This is a genomic window from Streptomyces sp. XH2 (genome assembly GCF_049725035.1).
GTDB classification, from domain to species: domain Bacteria; phylum Actinomycetota; class Actinomycetes; order Streptomycetales; family Streptomycetaceae; genus Streptomyces; species Streptomyces roseoverticillatus.
Genome location: NZ_JBMMMZ010000011.1, coordinates 70,368 through 83,955, shown reverse-complemented (window position 1 = coordinate 83,955; position 13,588 = coordinate 70,368). Strand labels below are relative to the sequence as shown.

General features: G+C 74.7%; 15 protein-coding genes. 5 read left to right on the top strand and 10 right to left on the bottom strand.

From position 1 onward, the window contains the following. The first annotated feature begins 138 nt into the window (after positions 1-138). On the top strand, positions 139-942 hold the full coding sequence (locus ACOTKD_RS22760; RefSeq protein ID WP_424890844.1) for an ABC transporter ATP-binding protein: 804 nt from the start codon (positions 139-141) through the stop codon (positions 940-942). Positions 943-985: 43 nt separating this feature from the next. Here ACOTKD_RS22760 and ACOTKD_RS22755 read toward each other — a convergent pair whose 3' ends face one another. From ACOTKD_RS22755 to ACOTKD_RS22740, 4 genes are all read right to left on the bottom strand, one after another. Further along, entirely contained in the window at positions 986-2,137 is a 1,152-nt protein-coding gene (locus tag ACOTKD_RS22755) for a serine hydrolase domain-containing protein (protein ID WP_424890843.1), read from the bottom strand. Next, positions 2,134-2,682, bottom strand: a complete 549-nt coding sequence (locus ACOTKD_RS22750; protein ID WP_424890842.1) for a cupin domain-containing protein — start codon at positions 2,680-2,682, stop codon at positions 2,134-2,136. Before ACOTKD_RS22750 ends, ACOTKD_RS22755 begins: the two co-directional genes overlap by 4 nt. A 109-nt stretch (positions 2,683-2,791) precedes the next feature. After that, complete coding sequence (locus ACOTKD_RS22745; RefSeq protein ID WP_424890841.1) at positions 2,792-3,460, bottom strand: hypothetical protein; 669 nt, start codon at positions 3,458-3,460, stop codon at positions 2,792-2,794. Then, on the bottom strand, positions 3,460-4,044 hold the full coding sequence (locus ACOTKD_RS22740) for an RNA polymerase sigma factor (RefSeq protein WP_424890840.1): 585 nt from the start codon (positions 4,042-4,044) through the stop codon (positions 3,460-3,462). Before ACOTKD_RS22740 ends, ACOTKD_RS22745 begins: the two co-directional genes overlap by 1 nt. A 177-nt stretch (positions 4,045-4,221) precedes the next feature. On the opposite strand from ACOTKD_RS22740, the gene ACOTKD_RS22735 reads away from it, so the two are divergent. Further along, on the top strand, positions 4,222-5,046 hold the full coding sequence (locus tag ACOTKD_RS22735) for an SAM-dependent methyltransferase (protein WP_424890839.1): 825 nt from the start codon (positions 4,222-4,224) through the stop codon (positions 5,044-5,046). Between the two features lie 163 nt (positions 5,047-5,209). On the opposite strand, the gene ACOTKD_RS22730 is transcribed toward ACOTKD_RS22735, so the two are convergent. The 5 genes from ACOTKD_RS22730 to ACOTKD_RS22710 all read right to left on the bottom strand — a co-directional run bounded on the left by ACOTKD_RS22730 (position 5,210) and on the right by ACOTKD_RS22710 (position 9,494). Then, positions 5,210-6,418, bottom strand: coding sequence for a hypothetical protein (locus ACOTKD_RS22730; RefSeq protein ID WP_424890838.1), 1,209 nt, complete (start codon positions 6,416-6,418; stop codon positions 5,210-5,212). Positions 6,419-6,486: 68 nt separating this feature from the next. After that, positions 6,487-6,873, bottom strand: a complete 387-nt coding sequence (locus ACOTKD_RS22725) for a GntR family transcriptional regulator (protein ID WP_424890837.1) — start codon at positions 6,871-6,873, stop codon at positions 6,487-6,489. A 51-nt stretch (positions 6,874-6,924) separates the two neighbouring features. Then, positions 6,925-7,902: an ABC transporter permease gene (locus ACOTKD_RS22720; RefSeq protein WP_424890836.1), complete on the bottom strand. Its 978-nt coding sequence runs from the start codon at positions 7,900-7,902 to the stop codon at positions 6,925-6,927. Then, positions 7,899-8,852, bottom strand: a complete 954-nt coding sequence (locus ACOTKD_RS22715) for an ABC transporter ATP-binding protein (protein ID WP_424890835.1) — start codon at positions 8,850-8,852, stop codon at positions 7,899-7,901. The genes ACOTKD_RS22720 and ACOTKD_RS22715 overlap by 4 nt, the downstream gene beginning before the upstream one ends. A gap of 111 nt (positions 8,853-8,963) precedes the next feature. Beyond that, on the bottom strand, positions 8,964-9,494 hold the full coding sequence (locus ACOTKD_RS22710; RefSeq protein ID WP_424890834.1) for a CGNR zinc finger domain-containing protein: 531 nt from the start codon (positions 9,492-9,494) through the stop codon (positions 8,964-8,966). 121 nt (positions 9,495-9,615) lie between these two features. Here ACOTKD_RS22710 and ACOTKD_RS22705 point away from each other — a divergent pair, with 121 nt between their 5' ends. From ACOTKD_RS22705 to ACOTKD_RS22695, 3 genes are all read left to right on the top strand, one after another. Beyond that, positions 9,616-10,338, top strand: a complete 723-nt coding sequence (locus ACOTKD_RS22705; RefSeq protein ID WP_424890833.1) for an AzlC family ABC transporter permease — start codon at positions 9,616-9,618, stop codon at positions 10,336-10,338. Beyond that, entirely contained in the window at positions 10,335-10,646 is a 312-nt protein-coding gene (locus ACOTKD_RS22700; RefSeq protein ID WP_302866243.1) for an AzlD domain-containing protein, read from the top strand. The genes ACOTKD_RS22705 and ACOTKD_RS22700 overlap by 4 nt, the downstream gene beginning before the upstream one ends. Before the next feature lie 68 nt (positions 10,647-10,714). Continuing rightward, entirely contained in the window at positions 10,715-11,413 is a 699-nt protein-coding gene (locus ACOTKD_RS22695) for an RraA family protein (protein WP_424890832.1), read from the top strand. A gap of 280 nt (positions 11,414-11,693) precedes the next feature. Here ACOTKD_RS22695 and ACOTKD_RS22690 read toward each other — a convergent pair whose 3' ends face one another. Next, positions 11,694-13,490, bottom strand: a complete 1,797-nt coding sequence (locus ACOTKD_RS22690; RefSeq protein WP_424890831.1) for a prolyl oligopeptidase family serine peptidase — start codon at positions 13,488-13,490, stop codon at positions 11,694-11,696. Positions 13,491-13,588: the final 98 nt, after the last annotated feature.

The following is a 13,588-nucleotide window of genomic DNA, read 5'->3' as shown; positions in this document are numbered from 1 at the left end:
AAAGAAAGGACAAAGGCCGGCGGGAAGCGCGAGGAACCCCTCGCACGGACCCACAATAGACATTAGGTTAGCCTTACCTTAAAGCTCTCCCCCCGGGAGGGTCCACAAGAACCGGCGATCTTCTGGAAAGGCCCGCCCGTGGAGCTCCGCGTCGAACAGCTCGTCGCCGGTTACCCCGGCCACCGCGCCGTGGCAGGGGTCGACCTGACCATCCCCTCCGGCCAGGTCGTCGCGATCGTCGGGCCCAACGGCTGCGGCAAGTCCACGCTGCTGCGCTCCGTCGCCCGGCTCCACCAGCCCGAGTCGGGCCGGGTGTACGCGGGCGACGCCGACATCTGGCAGCTGAAGCAGCGCCAGGCCGCGCACCGCATCGCCCTCCTCCCCCAGTCGCCGCTGGCCCCCGAGGCCGTCACGGTCGCCGGGCTCGTGCGCTACGGCCGCCACCCGCACCAGGGCCTGTTCCGCCAGTGGTCGCGCGACGACGAGCGGGCCGTCGCAAAGGCCCTGCGCGCCACCGGCGTCGCCGCGCTCGCCGACCGCCGGCTCGACCAGCTCTCCGGCGGCCAGCGCCAGCGCTGCTGGCTCGCGATGGTCCTCGCCCAGGAGACGCCCGTCGTCCTCCTCGACGAGCCGACCAGCGCCCTCGACATCGGCCACGCCGTCGAGGTCCTCGACCTCGCGCGCGAAGTGGCCCTCGCCGGGCGCACGGTCGTGATGGTCCTGCACGACCTCGCGAGCGCCGCCCGCTACGCCGACAGCATCGTCGCCATGAAGGACGGCCGCGTCGTCGCCCACGGCGCCCCGCGCGACGTCGTCGACACCGCCCTCGTGCGCGAGCTCTACGGCATCGACGCCGACATCCTGGAGGCCCCCGCCGACGGCTCCCCCGTCGTCGTCCCGGCCCGCCGCGCGCCGGTGGTGGCCGCCGCGGCGCTCTCGTAGGCCACGCGCACCGGAGGCCGGAAGCCGGGGCCGGGAAGCGGGGTCAGAACCCGGCGGCGTACCGCCAGAAGTCCCGCATCAGCGCGGTCGGCGTCGGCCCGGTCATCTGCACCTGCGTGAGCAGGATCGCGACCAGTCCGGTCGACGGCACGATGTGCGCGGCCGTCCCGGTGCCGCCGACCCAGCCGTAGCGGCCCGGCACGTTCCAGGGCTCGGCGGCCGTGACGTCGACCGAGCCGCCGAACCCCCAGCCCTGGCCCTCCAGGAACAGCGCGGCGCCCTCGCGCTGGGGCGGCGTCAGGTGGTCGGTGGTCATCCGCCGTACGGAAGCGGGCGACAGCAGCCGCCGGCCGCCGGGCGCGGTGCCCCCGGCGAGGAGCATCCGGGCGAAGGCGTGCCAGTCACCGGCGGTGGAGACCAGCCCGCCGCCGGCGGCCGGGAACGCGGGCGGGCGGCTCCACTCCCCGTCAGGGGGGTCGGCCAGGTACAGGCCGCCCGCCGGAGCGGGCCGGTAGAGGGTGGTGAACCGGCCGAGCTCCGCGGCCGGGACCGCGAATCCCGTGTCGGCCATGCCCAGCGGTCCGAAGAGCCGCTCGGCGAGGAAGCCGGGCAGGGGACGGCCCGCGCCCCTGGCGATGAGCACGCCCAGGATGTCGGAGCAGGTCTGGTAGAGCCAGGCGTCCCCCGGCTGGCGCAGCATCGGGACGCGGGCCAGGGCCGCCAGCCACGCGTCCGGCGGCGGGGCCTGCTGCGGGGCCAGCAGGTGCCGGTGCGCCTCCCGGTGCAGCAGCGCGACCGCAGGCAGCGAGAAGTCGGCCGGGAAGCCGTAGCCCGCGCGGAGGGTGAGCAGGTCCTCCACGGTGATGGGGCGGGCGGCCGGGACCACGTCGTCGACCGGCGCGTGCGGCGTGCGGACCACCACCGGGGACGCGAGCTCCGGCAGCCACCGCCGGACCGGGTCGCCGAGCGCCATCCGGCCGTCCTCGACCAGCATCATGGCGGCCGCGGCGGTCAGGGGCTTGGTGAGCGACGCGATACGGAACAGCGAGTTCTGCGCGAGGGGTGCGCTGCCCTCGCCACCGGCCGAGCCGATGGCCTCCGCTTCGGTGCGGCCGCCCCGCGCGACCAGCGCCACCGCTCCGGGCACCGCCCCGCCGCGGACGTACGGTTCGAGGACCCCGCGCAGGCCCGTCACGAGCCCGCCGCGGGCCCGGCCGTCCGCAGCGGGGTGATCTGCTCGATGTCGTAGCGGACGCGCAGCGCCGCGATGGCCTCCTGGTCGACCGGCGGGCCCGCCTCCAGGATCTCGAAGAGCTCCTCGAAATAGCGCTCGTGGTCGGGCGGCGGCGAGGCCTGGAAGAACATCCGCACCGGCTCGGACGTCGGGTTGGCGAACGCGTGCGGGCAGCCCGGCGGGACGAGGATCACCGTGCCCGGAGTGGCCCGTGCGTACCGCTGGCCGGCGGCGGAGCGCCACTCCCGCCAGTGGTCCGGCGTCCGGACGAGCGGTTCGAAGGCGAGCACGTCCACTTCGCCCTCCAGGACGTAGAAGAGCTCCTCGCTGCGGGTGTGCAGGTGCGCGCCGACGTCGAAGCCGGGCGGGACGACGACCTCGAAGCTGGAGGCGGCGCGCGAGTGCTCTCCCGTGACCTTGAAGGTGACCTGCTGGGCGGGGGTGACGAGGGTGCGGCCGCCGCCGGGTGGCACGACGAGACCGTCCTGGGCGGAGATCAGGGTCATGGCGGCGGTCCTTCCCGGCGGTGCGTCACGGCGTGGCGGAATCACGCCCTCCGACGCTCGGAGATTTCCCGTTCGCACCGCGCGGCACCCGTGCCCTCACCCGTACGGCTCACACCTCGCGGGACAGCCGCTCCACGAGCCCGGGGTCGGGCTGCGGCACCTCGCCGAAGTCCGCGTCGTCGCCGTCGACCGTGAGGCGGTTGACGACGCTCTCCAGCGCGGCGGGCAGGTGGGGCGTCAGACCGCTGTGCCACTGCACGAGGAGCTCGTGGCGGGCCGCGTCGGACAGCAGCTTGCGGCGGCTGTCCACCCGGGAGGCGGGCCGCGGCGGCTCCTGCGGGTCGTGGGCGGCCTGGGCGCGCCAGAACGCGGCGTCGCGGAACTCGCCGTTGCGGCGGTGCGAGAGGTGCAGGCAGTACGCGGCGGTCCGGCTGCCGCCGCCGGCGGCGAACTGCCACCAGAAGTCGGCGGCCCCGGTGTGCCCGGTGACGTGCAGCAGGCAGGCGAAGACCAGGGCGCCCTCGGGGTCGATGCCCCGGTCGTCCGCGAACCGCTCCAGGCTCGCCGCCGCCTCGACGGCGTTGATCACCAGCACGCAGGCGAGGTCGAGCTCGTGGCCGGCCTCGTCGCGGGCGCTCGGGCCGTCCGCCAGGGAGGCCTTCTCCGGCCGGCGGCGGCCCGGCCGGCGCCGGCTCTCGAACGCCACGGCGATGGCGCGGGCGTCCGAGGTGAGCATGGCTTCGATGACGTCACCCTCGGTGTCGTGGCTGCGCGGCATTACTTCCCCCTGCCGGAGTGCTGGACCTCTAATGCGGACAAGGCCGCGGAAACCTTGCGTTTGGCGTGGCCGACGAGGGAGCGCACGGCCGCCCGGTCGACGCCGAGCAGGTCCGCGACCTGGCCCATGCTGTAGCCGATCACCAGGTGGAGGACGAGCGCGTCGCACTGCCGCTCGGGCAGCCGCGCGATCGCCGCGTACAGCGCGATGCGGCCCTCCAGGAGCCGGAACCGCTGCTCGCGCTCCGGCCCCCGGGCCTGCGCCGCGCGGTGGAAGGCGGCCGTCGCCAGGGCCGTGCCGCGCCGGTGCCGGGCCAGCCAGCCGGCGACGTGCTCCTTGAGCAGCGACCAGGCGTAGGAGTCGGCGCGGGGCTGCCGCAGGGCGTGCGGCCACTGCACGCACAGCCGCTCGAAGGCCGCCTCCGTGATGTCCGCGGCGGCCTCGGCGTCCCCGGTGTGCAGATATGCGTAGGCGCCCCATCTGTGCTCGTGCAGTTCACGGAAGGCCGTGAAGGCGATCTCCATCCGGCGCTCGGCCGGGACCGCGGTCCCGGTGGGCGCGGGCGTCCGACCGCTGTCCGTCATGGGCGCCTCTCGTCCTGAGTCCCTCTGCTTCTTCTGCGTTGTTCCAATGAACCGGAAAAGCAGGCCCCGCCGTGCCGCAACCGCGCAAATAGTCCGGCCCTCCGCACCGGAAGGGTTACCCGTCCGTGACCGGGGACAGGTATGGGGCAGCCGTAACGCGACGGGAAGGCAGAGAAGATGGGCGAGACCCGCGAGGATCCCGTGGTCGACCTCCGGCTGGACCGGGCCCACTCGGCCCGCATCTACGACTGGTTCCTGGGCGGGCGGACGAACTTCGCCGCCGACCGCGAGGCCGCCGGTCGGGTCCTCGCCGTCTTCCCGTCGGCAGGGGAAGCGGCCCGGATGAACCGCGCGTTCCTGCACCGGGCCGCGCGCCACCTCGCGCGCGAGGGCCTGACCCAGTTCCTCGACATCGGCACCGGCATCCCCACCTCGCCCAACCTGCACGAGACCGTGCAGGAGGTCGTCCCCTCGGCCCGCGTCGTCTACACCGACAACGACCCGATCGTCCTGGCCCACGCCGCCGCGCTGCTGCGCGGCCGCCCGGAGGGGCGCACGGCGTACGTGGAGGCCGACGTCACCGACCCCGGCAGCGTGCTGCGGGCGCCGGAACTGCTCGCGACGCTCGACCTCGGCCGGCCGGTGGCCCTCACCCTCAACGCCCTGCTGCACTTCATCACCGACGACGGCCGGGACCGCGCGCACGCGGTCGTCGAGCGTCTCAAGGCGGCGCTGCCCAGTGGCAGCGCGCTCGTCGTCACGCACGGCACCTCCGACTTCTCCCCGCTGGCGGCGGGCCGGATCATGGACATCTACGCGCGGGCCGGGACGCCGCTCCAGCTGCGCAGCAAGGCCGAGTTCCACCGGTTCTTCGACGGCTGGAAGCTGGTGGAACCGGGCATCACGCTCGCCCACCGCTGGCGCCCGGACGAGCCCGCGGAACGGAGCCGTCCGACGCCCGCGGAGGCGGTCTGTTACGCGGCCATCGCCTTCAAACCGTGACGCTTCGGCTGATGTGACCGCGGATTCCGCCGGCCCCTCGCCGCGGTGGCCGGCTCATCGCGTTGCGGCGGGCACGTTCCTTCCGCCGCAACGGCGCGGGACCGCGACGTGGCGGACCGGCGGTGCCGGACCGGGCCGCGGCCCGGCAGGATCCGCGGCCCGCTCATATCGCGTACTTCCACACCGTGAGCATGAACGCGCCGTACCAGCAGCCGAACAGCGTCGCCGCGCACAGCGCGGTCACGGCCGTACGGCTGCGGGCGGCTGCCAGGGCGCGGGCCGCGGGGACGAGGAAGAGGACCGCGGGTATGAGCAGCCGCAGTTTGGAGTGCGAGTAGTTGCTCTGGGCCAGGGTGAGGACCACGATGCCCGTGCCGTACACGAGCAGCGGCGGCCAGGTGCCGCGGTGCCAGGTGAGCACGGTGGCGCAGAGGAGGCCGAGGAGGAGCACGGCGGTGCTCACCGGGACCCAGCCGTCGCCCCGGCGCAGCGTCTCGCCGAGGAAGTCGAGGAAGGCCGCGCCGTTGTCCCAGTGGGTGCCCCAGCCGGCCTCCTGGATGCGGAACCAGGCACCGAGGTCGCCGACGCGCTGTCCGACCCACCACAGGTAGAGGGGCGTGCCGAGGCAGCCGAGGGCGACGGCCGCCAGGGGCCGCGCGCCGAGGCGGCGTTCGCGCAGCAGGTGCAGTCCGGCGGCGACGGCGAGCGCGGCGACGACGGCCGCGGCGGCCGGCCTGGTGAGGCCGGTGAGCAGGGCCAGGGCGCCGGCGGTGAGCCAGGCCTTGCGGTGTGCGGCCAGGAGCGTGCCGGCGGCCAGGGCGAGGAAGAGCGACTCGCTGTAGGACATGAGGAACGACAGGGACATCGGCTGCGCGCCGGCGAGCAGCACGATCGCGATGACGGCGGTGCGGGTCCCGTGGAGCGCGGCGAGCAGGCGGTGCACGGCGATCAGCGCGGCGATCAGCGCGAGGTGGGCCGCGACGATGCCGGAGGTGCCCCAGCCGAGGCCGGTGACGGCGTGGACGGCGCGGATCAGCATGGGGAACAGCGGGAAGAACGCGAGGTTGTTGCCGGTGAGGCTGCCGTCCTCGGCGTAGGAGTAGCCGGGGGCGTAGCCGCCCTGGGCGATGCTCACGTAGAGGTTGCCGTCCCAGGCGAGGAGGCGCTCGCGGAGGCCGGGCCCGTCCGGGTCGCTCATGGCGGCCAGGACCAGGAGGTGGAGGACGGTGGTGACCGCGTACACGGCGAGCCCGGGCAGCGCCAAGCGGAAGATACGTTTCCCTCGTTGCCGCGCGGACGGGGCCCGCGGCTTCGGCGGGGCCGGTATCGCGCCGGGACCGGCGGTGGAGGGGTCGGGGGCGAGTGCCGTCATGGGCGGTCATGCCATTTCGTCGCGGGGCGTACGGGAGTACGCGGTGGGGTGGTGCGGGGGCCGGGCCGTCAGACGGCGGGGTAGTGCTCCGTGCGGGCGGCCGTGATCAGCGCGGAGACGTCCGTCCAGTCGAGGCCCTCCCGGCGGGCCCGGCCCATCCAGTCGGCGAGCTCGCCGCGCAGCGGGGAGTCGGCCAGGGCGCGGGGCCGCGCGGGGGCGGCGCTCACGAAGGTGCCGACCCCCGGCCGGGCCTCGACGAGCCCGAGGTGTTCGAGCTCGCGGTAGGCCTTGAGCGTCGTGTTCGGGTTGAGTTTGGTGACGGCGGCGACGCGGGCGGCGGTGGGCAGCTGGTCCCCGGCGGTGAGGATGCCGAGGCGCAGCGCTTCCCGGACCTGCTGGACGATCTGCAGGTAGGCGGCCATGCCGCTCTGCCGGTCGATCCTGAATTCGACCATGGTGCGGCCCCCCTCATCCCGTCCCTGCGTGCGGCGACCGTGCGGCGCGGGTCACAGCGGGCGCCTGCGGCCCCACCACAGGGTGAGGGCGAGGATCGCGAGGGCCGCGGCCAGCACGAGCGCCGCGTAGGTCCACTGCATGCCGGGCATCTGGTCGTACCCGAAGTATTCCAGGCGCTCGGCGACGATGCCCTTGGCCCTGCACTCCGCGGGGGTGCCGTTGAAGCACTCGCCGAAGCCGTGGAGCCCGCCGTGCGCGTCCACGGTCCAGTTGTCGAACCGCACCGCGCCTTCGGGCAGCCCGGGTTGTCCCTCCTCGACCGGGTTGACGAGCACGCGCGGCTGTGTGAAGACCCGCCGCAGGGGTCCGGCCAGGACCTCCCAGGCGAAGGAGAAGCCGAGGGTGAGCACCATGGCGGGCACGGCGCGGCGCAGGAGCGTGCCGAGCGCGGCGCCCACGGCGAAGTGGAGCAGCGCCAGCGGGACGGGCACGGGGCCGGTGTTGTCGAAGATGTCGCCCGCGCTCCAGTCGCCGGCGTTGAAGAGGTCGTGCGCGGGTTCCCACCAGGCGGTGAAGGCGGCGGAGAGCGCCGCCGCGCACACGACGGTGACCAGCGCGGCCGTGCCGAGCTTGACGGCGAGCCAGCGGCCGCGGGTGACCGACTGCGTGGTGACCAGCTGCACGGTGCCGCGCTCGCGGTCCCCGGCGATCAGCGGGGCGCCGAGGAGGACGCCCGCGACGACGGGCACCAGCGACATCAGCGACGTGGCGTTCTGGAAGGACTCGGCGTACGCCTGCCCGGAGGCCTCCACGACCTTGAAGGGGCCGTGGGCGCGGGCGGGTCCGAGCCAGCCGAGCGTCACGTGGCGTTGCCAGAGCATGTGCACGCAGCCGGCGGCGGTGAGCAGCAGGCAGGCCACGAAGGCGGTGCGGTGCTGGCGCCAGACCAGCCAGGGGAGGCCGCGCAGGATGCGGGGCGGCTGCTTGCCGGCCTGCGCGGCGGGGGTTTCCTGTACGGCCGTGCTCATGCCGTCACCTCTTCGTCTTCCTTCTCGTGCGGGCCGTCGACGAGGGCCGCGGCGGTGAGCATGGGGGGTGCTGCGGGCGAGCGCAGGTAGGCCAGCAGGACTTCCTCCAGGCCGGGTTCGGCGATCTTCCAGTTGCCCTCGACCGGGCCGTGGGGCCGGATGAGGGCGGTGAACTGGCGGCCCGTGGTGCGGGATTCGACGACCGTGTGCCGGGCGATCTCCGCCGGGACGCCGTCGACGAGGTGCACGCCGGTCACCAGCCGGTGGGCGGCGAGGAGTTCCTCGGTCTCGCCGGCGAGGCGGACCCGGCCGCCGGCGACGGCGAGGAGGTGGTCGCACATGGTCGCCACGTCGGCCAGCCGGTGGGAGGACATCACGACGGTGGTGCCCTGTTCGGCCGCCTCGGCCAGCAGGAGGCCGCCGAGCTCGTGGGCGGCGAGCGGGTCGAGGTCCGCCATCGGCTCGTCGAGGAGCAGCAGGCGGGGGCGCTTGCCGAAGGCCAGCGCGAGTGCCACGCGGGAGCGCTGCCCGCCGGAGAGGCTGCCGATGCGGGCGCCGAGGGGCAGCTTCCCGGAGCGCACGATCCGCTCGGCCGCCGCCTGGTCCCAGCGCGGGTTCAGCTCGCGGCCCAGGCGGAGGGTCTCCTCGACCGTGAACCGCGGGAAGAGCGGCTTGTCCTGGGCGAGGAAGGCGGTGTCGGCCAGGCCCGCGGGGTCGGCGACCGGCGAGCCGAAGACCTTCAGGCTGCCCTCCGTCGGCCGGACGGTCCGTGCGGCCATGCCCAGCAGCGTGCTCTTGCCGGCGCCGTTGGGGCCGACGAGCCCGCAGACCGCGCCGGCCGGGATCCGGACGGAGAGGTCCTGGACGGCCCGGCGCCGCCGGAAGCACTTGCCCAGTCCCCGCGCCTCGACGGCCCAGCGGCTCGCGCCGTCGGCTGATGTCATTCCCACCCCACCTGCCCCGCCTGCTAATTAACTAGTCAGCTAGTGGAATGAGCATATAGATCGCCTCTGGAGTGTCAATATCCGGCCTAGAAATGGGCAAATAGGGAGATTGCGGACCTAGGTCGTAGCGTCCGCGGCCTTCCGGCGGGCCCGGTGGGCGGCCGCCGTCGCGCGGTTGCCGCAGACCTGCGGCGAGCAGAAGCGCCGCGACAGGTTGCGCGACGTGTCCACGAAGACCTCGGCGCAGCGGTTGCCCACGCACACGTGGAGCCGCTCCATGCCGGTCGTGGTGACCACGGTGAGCAGGCCCATGGCGGCGTTGACCGCGTACTGGTCGACGACGGGGGCGCCGGGCGCGGCGACGTGCAGGTGCCACGAGCCGTCGTGGTCGGTGTAGTGCGGGACGGCGCCGCGGGCGGCGAGGAGGTCGTTGAGCAGGGCGACGGCCGTCGCCGCGTCCGGGGCGCCGAAGACCTCGCGCAGCACGGGCCGGAGCTCGCGCGCCGCGGCGAGGTCCTCCTCGGTCGGGGCGGCGGGCGACCGGATGCCATGGGCGTCGAGCAGGGCGGACAAGGCCGCAACATCGGGCATCTTCTCCACATTGCGCACGATGTTGTAGGTATTGACCAGGTCCTCAGCCAGGGTCACCGAACCGTCTGAGTAACTAGTAAACCTCACCATGACTCCGTACTATTGCTGCTCGTGGTCGCCACCGCATCACCTACGGCGGCGCTGTTTCCTGTTGCCCGCATGTTCGCGGAGGACATCGATGGACCCGCAAGAGGCATTACCCGCCGAGGGGGCGGCGCCACCGCTGGAAACACCCGCCCCCGCCGCCGGATTCCGGGCGGAGGCACTCTACGGTCTGCGGGCCGCCGTGCCCCTGGCCGTCGCGGTCTTCGGATTCGCGGTCTCCTTCGGCATCGTGGCCCGCGCGGCGGGCATGGGCGTGCTGGCCCCCGTGGTGATGTCGCTGACCACGTTCGCCGGGTCCGCGCAGTTCGCCGCCGCCTCGGTGCTCGGCACCGGGGGCGGGGTCGCCGCGGCGATCGTCGCGGCCGTCCTGCTCAACTCCCGCTACCTGCCCATCGGGATCAGCGTGGCCCCCGCCATGACCGGCGGCGTCCTCAAGCGCTTCCTCTGCGCCCAGCTCGTGGTGGACGAGTCCTGGGCCGTCGGTCACATCGGCAACGGCCGCTACTCGCGCGGCCGGCTGCTCGGCGCCGGCGTCCTCGTCTACGCGGCCTGGGTCGGCGGCACCGCCGTCGGCCTGCTCGGCGCCCGCTACCTGGGCGATCCCGAGCGCTTCGGGCTCGACGTCGTCTCGCCCGTCCTGTTCATCGCCCTCCTCAAGGGCCAGATCACCAGCCGCAAGGCGCTCGCCGCCTCGATCCTGGGCGTGGCCATCGCCCTGGCGCTGGTCCCCTTCGCCTCCCCGGGCGTCCCCCTCATCGCCGCCACCGCCGCCTGCCTGCTGGGACTGAGGAAATGACCGGACTCTGGCTCGCCGTCCTGCTGGTCGGCGCCGTCTCCATGGCGCTCAAGGCCACCGGCCCCGTCCTGCTCGGCGGCGAGGAACTGCCCGCGGCCATGCAGCGCGTCGTCACGCTCATGGCGCCCACCCTGCTGGCCGCCCTGATCGCCACCCAGATGTTCGGCCAGGGCAGGTCGCTCGTCATCGACGCCCGCGCCGTCGGGCTCGTCGTCGGCGCCTTCGGCGTCTGGCGCAAGTGGCCCACCCTGCTCGTGGTGGTGCTCGGCGCCGCCGCCACGGCCCTCACCCGGCTGGTCACCCCATGACAGGGACCGCGGATGTCCCCCGCGCCCGCGTGTCCCACCCTCCGCTCCCCCACCGCCAGGAGATCTTCTTGGACAGCGCAGTCACCACCGTCGCGCCGCACGGCACGGCGCTGCCCACGGCGGCCCTGTGGGACGCGGGAGTACGGCTGGCCGCGGCGGTGTCCCTGCCGCCGCTGCCGCTGCTCCCGGCGGTCGCGGGCATGCACTGCTCCGGGCCGCTGCGCCACGTCGCGCACACCGAAGGCGTGGTCTCGATCTTCATCGGCATCGACGCGGCGGCCGAGGGAGACGTCCTCCTCGTCGACAACTCCGGCCGCACGGACGAGGCCTGCGTGGGCGACCTCGTCGCCATCGAGGCCCGGCAGGCCGGCATCGCCGGCATCGTGATCTGGGGCTGCCACCGCGACACCGACGAGCTCGCCGCCATCGGCCTGCCGGTCTTCAGCCTCGGCCCCTGCCCCGCCTCCCCGCGGCTGGGCGCCGGCCGGCCCGCGCCCCCGTCCCTCCCGCCGTTCCCGGGGCGGGACGGGGACCGGCTCGCGGCCGACACCGACGGCGTGGTGCTCGTCCCCGGCGCGGTCCACGAGGAGGTCGCGGCACTCGCCGGGCGGATCGTCCGGGCCGAACGGACCCAGGCGGAGCGGGCCCTGAGCGGGGTCAGCCTGCGCGAGCAGCTCGGCTGGGACCGCTTCCTGGAGCGGCGGCGCACCGACCCGGGCTATGCGTTCCGCTCCCATCTGGCCCAGGTCGACGGAGCGCTGGAGTAGGCGGGCCCGGGCGCCTACGAGGGAAGACCCCGCAGCAGCAGGTGCCGGCGGGACCAGGGGTGGGGCTCCGGAATCCCGTCCCTGTGGCGAGGCGAGAACGCGAGCACGGCGAGTCCGTTCACGAAACAGTTCAAGGAGGTCTCCTCCGCTCATGCCGTCGAGGCCGGTACAGGCACAGCGGGCTCCGGCCCGGTTCCCGGTGGACCCCCGCCGCCGGGGACCGGACCAGGGCCCGCTGCGCCGCGCCCCCGGCCGGGCCGGGGGCGGCTTGTGGAACGGGCTACGGCCCGGCCGGCGGCAGATGGGCCCGCGCGAACTCCAGCTGCCGGCGGAACAGCGCCACCCGCTCCTCCACGCCCGTCACGCTGTGGCCCCCGTCGTGCACGTGCAGACCGTGCGGGACGCCCCGGCGCGCGAGCCGCTCGGCGTAGTCCTTCACCTGCCCCACGGGGCAGCGGGCGTCGTTGGCGCCGGCGAGGATGAGCACCGGCGCGCGGACGGCGTGGACGTAGGTCATCGGCGAGGACTCCCGGTAGCGCTCGGGCACCTCCTCCGGCGTGCCGCCGAAAAGGCTGCGGTCGAGGGCCTTGATCTCCTCCATCGCGCCGTGGTGCGCCGCCGCGCAGTCGGCGACCGGCGCGCCGGCGAGCCCCAGCGCCCACTCCCCCGGCCGGGTGCCGAGCGCGAGCAGGGTGAGGTAGCCGCCCCACGACCAGCCCGCCACGACCAGCCGGGCGGGGTCGGCCACGCCGTGGTCGACCGTCCACTGCCGGACGGCGGACACGTCCTCGAGCTCGGTGAGGCCGACGCGGCGCCGCAGCGCCTCGGTCCACTCGCGCCCGTAGCCGGTGGAGCCGCGGTAGTTGACGCGCACGACGGCGAAGCCGTGGTCGGTCCAGGCGGCGACGGCCGGGTCGAAGGCGTCCTCGTCCTGCTCGTCGGGGCCGCCGTGCAGCAGGAAGACGGTGGGGTACGGGCCCGGGCCCGCGGGCGTGTTCAGCAGGGCGTGGATGCGGCCGCCGGGACCGTCCACCCACAGGTCGCGGGCGTCGGCGGCCGGGGGCGGCGGCTGGTCCGGCAGAGGCGGCCGCGGGTCCTCCAGCAGGCCGCGGAACTCCGGCGGGCGGGCCGAGCTCGACCACAGCAGCCAGGCGTCGCCGCCGGGCCGGGTGCGCGCGTGGGCGATGACGCCGGCCGGGATGCCGATCCGCTCCAGCCGCCCGCTGCCCAGGTCGTAGCGGTGGAGGGTGGAGCGGGCCTCGTGGTCGTGGACGACGAGCAGCGAGCCCGCGTCCTGGAACCACTGGACGGACACGTCGCCGGGCAGGCCCAGGCGCAGTTCGGTGCGCTCGCCGGTGCGCGGGTCGAAGAGGACGGGTTCCCAGCGGTCGTCGCGCTGGTGCGTCAGCAGCAGGCGCGGGTCGCCGCGCAGGGGCGAGAAGCCGACGGCCTCCAGGCCGCCCTCGTCGTCGGCGAGGTCGGCCACGGTGGTGCCGTCGTCCGTGGTGAGGACGCGCACGCCGAGGTCCCAGAGGTCACCGCGCTCGCTGTGCGCGATGACGGCCAGGTCGAGGGAGCGGGAGAGGTCGACGGCGTAGGCCGGTTCGTCGTGCCGGTAGAGGGGACGGGCCGCGCCGCCGGGCAGGACGAGGTGGACGGCGGCGCCCTCTTCGGTCGAGCAGCCGAGCAGGGCGTGCCCGTCGAGGCCGACGGCCAGGCCCGAGGGCCAGTACAGCCCGGTGGAGGGGACGGCCGGGGTGTCGGGGCCGCCGGTGAAGGGCTGTCGCATCCACTGCCCGTACTCGTCGCCGTCGCCGTCGTCGAACCACCACACCGCGTCCCCGGAGGCCTCGATGGCGCACTGCTGGGTGCCGGCGGGCCGGTCGGTGACGCGGCGGAGGGTGCCGGCCGCGCGGTCCCAGGCGTACACCTGGGCGATGCCGGAGAGGTCGCTGACGAAGACGCAGCGGTCGGGCGCGCTCTTGGCCCAGGCCGGGAGGGTGTGGCGGGGGGCGCGGAAGCGTCGTTCCCACACGGGTCCGTCGGCGAGGTGCTGCCGGGGTGCGGTCGTGGTCATCGAGGGGGTTCCTCCCGTGGCTGCCTGAGGTGTGCGCCCCCGCCCCTCGCACAGCGATCGGCCGCCGCCGGCGGAGGGCCGGGGCGGCCGGCGGGCGG

Excerpts from the sequence above, each read along its gene's own strand:
- ACOTKD_RS22750 (WP_424890842.1), bottom strand. The coding sequence starts at position 2,682 with ATGACCCTGATCTCCGCCCAGGACGGTCTCGTCGTGCCACCCGGCGGC.
- ACOTKD_RS22745 (WP_424890841.1), bottom strand. The coding sequence starts at position 3,460 with ATGCCGCGCAGCCACGACACCGAGGGTGACGTCATCGAAGCCATGCTC.
- ACOTKD_RS22740 (WP_424890840.1), bottom strand. The coding sequence starts at position 4,044 with ATGACGGACAGCGGTCGGACGCCCGCGCCCACCGGGACCGCGGTCCCG.
- ACOTKD_RS22735 (WP_424890839.1), top strand. The coding sequence starts at position 4,222 with ATGGGCGAGACCCGCGAGGATCCCGTGGTCGACCTCCGGCTGGACCGG.
- ACOTKD_RS22730 (WP_424890838.1), bottom strand. The coding sequence starts at position 6,418 with ATGACGGCACTCGCCCCCGACCCCTCCACCGCCGGTCCCGGCGCGATA.
- ACOTKD_RS22725 (WP_424890837.1), bottom strand. The coding sequence starts at position 6,873 with ATGGTCGAATTCAGGATCGACCGGCAGAGCGGCATGGCCGCCTACCTG.
- ACOTKD_RS22720 (WP_424890836.1), bottom strand. The coding sequence starts at position 7,902 with ATGAGCACGGCCGTACAGGAAACCCCCGCCGCGCAGGCCGGCAAGCAG.
- ACOTKD_RS22705 (WP_424890833.1), top strand. The coding sequence starts at position 9,616 with ATGGACCCGCAAGAGGCATTACCCGCCGAGGGGGCGGCGCCACCGCTG.
- ACOTKD_RS22700 (WP_302866243.1), top strand. The coding sequence starts at position 10,335 with ATGACCGGACTCTGGCTCGCCGTCCTGCTGGTCGGCGCCGTCTCCATG.
- ACOTKD_RS22690 (WP_424890831.1), bottom strand. The coding sequence starts at position 13,490 with ATGACCACGACCGCACCCCGGCAGCACCTCGCCGACGGACCCGTGTGG.